Here is a 5,318-nt window from a genome sequence, read left to right on the forward strand (position 1 = left end):
GTCCAGGCCCGCCGCAGCCTGCGCGCGGTCCTGGACACCACCACACCCGCCACCCCGGCCGCCGACCGGGACGAACTCACCCTGCTGCACGCGGCGTTCGCCCTGCTCACCGGCGACCGCGACCCGGCCGCCGCCCTCCCGGACGGTGCCGCCGTCCCCGACCCGGTACGCCGGGCGCGCTCGCTGTGGCTCTGCGCGTACGGTCTGTTCAGCGCGGGTGCCGCCGACAGCGACGAGCTGAACGACCGGGCGCTGACGCTGTTCACCGCCGCGGGCGACCAGTGGGGCACCGCCGCCGCGCTCGGGCTGCGGGCCATGCTCGCGCTGATCCGCGGCGACCTCGCCGGACTGGGCCGGGACGGGCTGCGCGGCGCCGCGCTCTTCCGCGAGGTGGGCGACCGCTGGGGCGAACTCCAGACGGTGTCGCCGCTCGCCGCCCTGGCGGAGATCAAGGGCGAGTACGAGGAGGCGGAGAACCGCCAGTACGAGGGGCTGCGGATCGCGCGCGAACTGGGCCTGGCGGCCGAGGTGTCGGCCCGGCTCTCCGGGCTGGGCCGCCTCGCGCTGCTGGCCCGCGACTGGGACCGCGCCCGCGACCTGCACGAACAGGCCCGGCGCAGCGCCGCCGAACAGGGCTACAAGTACGGCGAGATCCACGCCGAGATGGGCCTCGCGCTCGGCGCCCGCCGCTCCGGCGACCTGGACGCCGCCGAGGCCCACCTGCGCCATCTGCGCGACGGCTACGCGGACGTGTCCTCCCGCGCGGGCGACCACCTGGTCCTGGCCGAGCTGGGCTTCGTCGCCGAACTGCGCGGCGACGCCGAAGGGGCCGCGGCCCACCATCTGCGCGGGCTGGAGGTGGCCCGCGCCCTCGGCGAGCCGCGCGCCCTCGCGCTGTCCCTGGAGGGGCTGGCCGGTGCGGCGGCCCTGCGGGACAGCGGGCCCGCCGCCGGCTGCGCGGCCCTGCTGCTCGGCGCCGCCGACGCGGCCCGCCGCAGCGTGGGCGCACCGCTGCCGCCGGCCGAGCGCGCCGACGTGGACCGGATCACCCGGGCCGCCCGTGCCGCCCTCGGCGACGCCGCCTTCGCCCGCTCCTTCGCCCACGGCGGCCGTCTGACCCCGGACGAGGCGCTGCGCGAGGCCGACCCGGTCCTCGGCGCGCTCACCGGGGGCGGACGGCACGGCTGACCGGGATCGAGGACGTGATGGCGACGCCGCGGGTGAAGTCGGCCCGCGGCACGCCGGTCGCCCGGCGGTAGCGGCGGTTGTCGGTCTGCGCGCCGACCAGTGCCTCGGAGTTGGTGCGAGTCAGGTGGCCGAGCCGGCCGGACAGGCAGGGCAGCTGGCCGCGCCGGGCGCAGACCCGGCCCGGCCGCTTCCCGGGCGGGTTCCGGGTGCGTACCGGGCACGCGCCGCGAACCTCGGTGATCCGCCACCATCGCGCCGGGGGCCGGGCCATCATGGAGCCACGGGCAGTCGGCCGGGACCCTCGGGACCGGCGGCCGTACGGCGGTGCCGCCGCGCCGCCGGTCCCGCGCCGCCCCGGCCCCCGACGGCCCGCCGCACGGACCGCGTTCGTCCACCGGGGCCACCCCGGCAGGGCCACCCCGGCCCGGAAGAGGAGACCGCATGACCCCCGGTGACGGCGCGGACAGCGGGACGAGGGTGCTCGGTCTCATCGAGGAACACCTCGACGGCATCCGCGCCCACCTGACCGACGAGCAGTACCAGCTCCTGCTCACCCGCCTGCGCGCGCTCGCCGGCACCCCGCCGGACGACGCCAGGGCCGTCCGCCGGGCCTTGCAGGGCGTACGGCTCTGCCTGGTGGCGCTGCCGTTCGACCACCCGCTCCGGCAGGCCGTGGACTCCGTCCGGCTCGCCGGCCCCGCGTCCGCCGGCGGACCGGTCGTCCTGCGGACACGGGAGCTGCTGGCCCGGCTCACGGCCGGCCCGCCGCCGCCCCCCGACACCGCGGCCGTCATCGCCGCCGTCGAACACCGGCTCCGCCACGCGCCCGCCCTCTCGGCCACCGAGGTCCGCGCCCGGTACCGGGGCTCGCCGCCACCGCCCGAACTGATCCGGCTCGCCGACCCCGACCACGGCGACCGCTACCCGGAGTTCCAGTTCCCGCCCGGGGGCGGCACACCGTACGAGGTCGTCCTGGAGGTCAACCGGGTGCTGCTCGCCGACGCCGACCCGTGGGGCGCGGCCGACTGGTGGCTGAGCGGCAACGCCTGGCTGGGCGGCGGGCCGCCCGCCGCCCTCCTCGGCGTCCGGCCGGACCGCGAACTGGTGGGCGCGGCCGTGGCTTTGGTGGAGGGCGACTGATGCGCGAGGAGACCCCGTCGCCCTCCGTGTACCGCTTCCGGCCGCACTGGGAGGTGCTGCCCGCCGGCACCCAGCTGTGGCGGCTGCACGCGTCCCGCTTCGCCGCCGGGCAGTTCAAGCCGTTCGACCCGGACGACCCCGCGCCCGGCCGCTTCCACGGCACGCCCGAGGACCCGTACCCCTGTCTGTACGCGGCGACGGACCCGGAGACCGCTCTCGCCGAGACGCTGCTGCGCTCGGTCCGCTTCGACCCGGCGACCAGCATGCGCCTGATCCCCTGGGCCTCGGTGCGGGGCAGGTCGCTGAACGCGGTCCGCACCCGGCGGGAGCTGAGACTGGTCTCCCTGTGCTCCGGCGCGGCCCTCGCCGCCGTCTGCCAGGACCACCTGCTGCTGGAGAACGAGGGGCCGGAGCACTACGCGCGCACCCGGCGCTGGGCGCGGGAGATCCGGGCCCAGGCTCCCGACGCCGCGGGCCTGGTCTGGGGTTCGAAACGGAATCCGTCCCGGCGGGCCCTGGTGCTCTTCGGCGACCGCCTCGCCGGCCCCGCGGGCGGACCGCTCGAAGCCCTGCCGTACCGCAGCATCGCGGACCTCGGCTCCCCGGACGGCATCAAGGAGGCCAACCAGCTCCTGGAACCGCTCCGCTCGGCGATCAGGGAGCCGCTGCACCGCTGAGCGCAGCGCGCCCGCCCACACGGAAGAGACCCCCTCTCACCCGCGATACCGCAGGTCAGAGGGGGTCTCCTGAGAGTGGAGCCTAGGGGAGTCGAACCCCTGACATCCGCCATGCAAAGACGGCGCTCTACCAACTGAGCTAAGGCCCCGTACGACGCACGCCGGCCGGACCGTACGGACTCCGGCGGGTGCCGCAGACCAGAGTACCGGGTCACCCCCCGTATCCCGCAAAAAGATTGGGGGTCCCCGCGGATGACCACTCTCCGTAAGATGCTCGACGTGGTTCGCTGTCGCGAACCGCGGTTTGTCAGGGGAAGCGATGGGGAGACGCAATGGACGCCGCACAGCAGGAAGCCACCGCCAGAGCGCGGGAGCTCCAGCGGAACTGGTACGGGGAGCCGCTGGGCACGCTCTTCCGTAAGCTCATCGACGATCTCGGGCTGAACCAGGCGCGGCTCGCGGCGGTCCTCGGCCTGTCCGCTCCGATGCTCTCGCAGCTGATGAGCGGCCAGCGTGCCAAGATCGGCAATCCCGCGGTGGTCCAGCGGGTACAGCTGCTCCAGGACCTGGCGTCCCAGGTCGCGGACGGCAGTGTCAGCGCCGCCGAGGCGACCGAGCGCATGGACGAGATCAAGAAATCGCAAGGGGGCTCCGTGCTCAGCAACACCACCCAGACCACGGGCAGCTCGGGCGCGCCCACGGTCAAGCGCGTGGTCCGGGAGATCCAGTCGCTGCTCCGCTCGGTCGCCGCCGCGGGCGACATCATCGACGCCGCGGACAGCCTCGCGCCGAGCCACCCCGAACTCGCGGAGTTCCTCCGTGTCTACGGCGCCGGCCGCACCTCCGACGCCGTCACGCACTACCAGTCCCACCAGAACTGAACCACGGGCCGGTCCACCGGAGGGGGCCGGACCGGCCGGGGCACGTAGTTTCACCCACGGGGCTTCACGGGGCCAGGAGGAGGGGCGGCGGCTGCGATGGGCGAGGTCTTCGCCGGCCGGTACGAGCTGGCCGACCCGATCGGACGCGGTGGCGTGGGTGCCGTATGGCGCGCCTGGGACCATCGCCGGCGGCGCTACGTGGCCGCCAAGGTCCTCCAGCAGCGGGACGCCCACTCCCTGCTCCGCTTCGTCCGGGAGCAGGGACTGCGCATCGACCACCCGCACGTCCTCGCCCCGGCCAGCTGGGCCGCCGACGACGACAAGGTGCTGTTCACCATGGACCTGGTCGGCGGGGGCTCACTGGTCAACCTGGTCAACGACTACGGACCGCTGCCCCCGGGGTTCGTGTGCACGCTGCTCGACCAGTTGCTGTCCGGGCTCGCCGCCGTGCACGCGGAGAACGTCGTCCACCGGGACATCAAGCCCGCCAACGTGCTCCTGGAGGCCACCGGCATCGGCCGGCCGCGGCTCAGGCTGTCCGACTTCGGCATCGCCATGCGCCTCGGTGAACCCCGGCTGACGGAGACCAACCTCGTGGTGGGCACGCCCGGTTACCTCGCCCCCGAGCAGATGGCGGGCGCCGAACCCGACTTCCCCTCCGACCTGTTCGCCGTCGGGCTGGTCGCCCTGTACCTCCTCGAAGGTGCCAGGCCGGACGCCAAGGCACTCGTGCGGTACTTCGAGGTGAACGGAACCCCCGGTCCGCCCAAGGGAATTCCGGAGCCGCTCTGGCAGGTCGTCGCCTCGCTGCTCCAGCCGGACCCGGCGCACCGGTTCCGTACGGCCACGGGGGCGCGCAAGGCACTCGCCGCCGCCGCGGAACTCCTGCCGGAGCCGGGTGTCGACGACGAGCTGATCGATGTGTTCGACCAACTCGGCCCGCTTCCACCGGGCTTCGCCCCCGACGGCCCCCTCCAGCAGGCGTCCGGCGTGGCCCTCGACCTCCTCACGGACCCGACCCCGGCACCGGCACCGGTTTTCGGCAAGGCCCCGGCACCGGTATCCGGCAAGACCCCGGGCATGGCGCCGGGGACGGACTCGGAGGCGGACTCGGGGACGGACTCGGGCGGCGACGCCGGTGATGACTTCGGTACCGGGACGGACTTCGGTACCGGGACGGACTTCGGTACGGGCGACTTCGATACGGGTACCGACTTCGGTACGGGCGACTTCGATACGGGTACGGATACGGGTCCCGGCACCGGCTCCGATGCCGACGCGAGCGTGAGCCCGGCCATGAGCGCCGACGCGCGCCCGCGCCCGGATCAGGGCCCGCACAGCGCCCCCACCCCCACCCCCACCGGCTCCCTGTCGGACACCGGAAGCTTCCGTCTGCCCCCGCCCACGCGGCCCCCGGCGCCCACCCCGAACC

At 75.0% G+C, this 5,318-nt stretch carries 5 protein-coding genes, 1 tRNA gene and 1 pseudogene; 5 read left to right on the forward strand and 2 right to left on the reverse strand.

From position 1 onward, the window contains the following. Window positions 1-1,188: pseudogene (locus IF37_RS0137695) on the forward strand (AfsR/SARP family transcriptional regulator); the annotation flags it as partial. On the opposite strand, the gene IF37_RS0137700 reads toward IF37_RS0137695, so the two are convergent. Next, on the reverse strand, window positions 1,163-1,462 hold the full coding sequence (locus IF37_RS0137700; protein WP_030753969.1) for a hypothetical protein: 300 nt from the start codon (window positions 1,460-1,462) through the stop codon (window positions 1,163-1,165). The pseudogene IF37_RS0137695 and the gene IF37_RS0137700 sit on opposite strands and share 26 nt — an antisense overlap. 167 nt (window positions 1,463-1,629) lie before the next feature. Here IF37_RS0137700 and IF37_RS0137705 point away from each other — a divergent pair, with 167 nt between their 5' ends. Together IF37_RS0137705 and IF37_RS0137710 are read left to right on the forward strand one after the other, a co-directional pair. Then, on the forward strand, window positions 1,630-2,328 hold the full coding sequence (locus IF37_RS0137705) for a hypothetical protein (RefSeq protein WP_030753971.1): 699 nt from the start codon (window positions 1,630-1,632) through the stop codon (window positions 2,326-2,328). Beyond that, window positions 2,328-3,005 (forward strand): RES family NAD+ phosphorylase, encoded by a 678-nt coding sequence (locus tag IF37_RS0137710; RefSeq protein WP_030753974.1) that lies wholly within the window; start codon window positions 2,328-2,330, stop codon window positions 3,003-3,005. Before IF37_RS0137705 ends, IF37_RS0137710 begins: the two co-directional genes overlap by 1 nt. 76 nt (window positions 3,006-3,081) lie before the next feature. Here IF37_RS0137710 and IF37_RS0137715 read toward each other — a convergent pair. Further along, a tRNA-Ala gene (locus IF37_RS0137715) sits at window positions 3,082-3,154 on the reverse strand. 183 nt (window positions 3,155-3,337) lie between these two features. Between IF37_RS0137715 and IF37_RS0137720 the strand changes: the two genes are divergently transcribed. Next, window positions 3,338-3,886 (forward strand): transcriptional regulator, encoded by a 549-nt coding sequence (locus IF37_RS0137720; RefSeq protein ID WP_030753977.1) that lies wholly within the window; start codon window positions 3,338-3,340, stop codon window positions 3,884-3,886. Window positions 3,887-3,982: 96 nt separating this feature from the next. Continuing rightward, the coding region (locus tag IF37_RS0137725; protein ID WP_030753980.1) for a serine/threonine-protein kinase at window positions 3,983-5,318 on the forward strand (1,336 nt) is incomplete at its 3' end.

This window comes from Streptomyces sp. NRRL S-31 (genome assembly GCF_000718775.1).
In the GTDB taxonomy this organism is placed as follows: Bacteria; Actinomycetota; Actinomycetes; order Streptomycetales; family Streptomycetaceae; genus Streptomyces.

Coding starts and splice junctions, on each gene's coding strand:
- IF37_RS0137720 (WP_030753977.1), top strand. CDS start 3,338: ATGGACGCCGCACAGCAGGAAGCCACCGCCAGAGCGCGGGAGCTCCAG.
- IF37_RS0137700 (WP_030753969.1), bottom strand. CDS start 1,462: ATGATGGCCCGGCCCCCGGCGCGATGGTGGCGGATCACCGAGGTTCGC.
- IF37_RS0137705 (WP_030753971.1), top strand. CDS start 1,630: ATGACCCCCGGTGACGGCGCGGACAGCGGGACGAGGGTGCTCGGTCTC.
- IF37_RS0137710 (WP_030753974.1), top strand. CDS start 2,328: ATGCGCGAGGAGACCCCGTCGCCCTCCGTGTACCGCTTCCGGCCGCAC.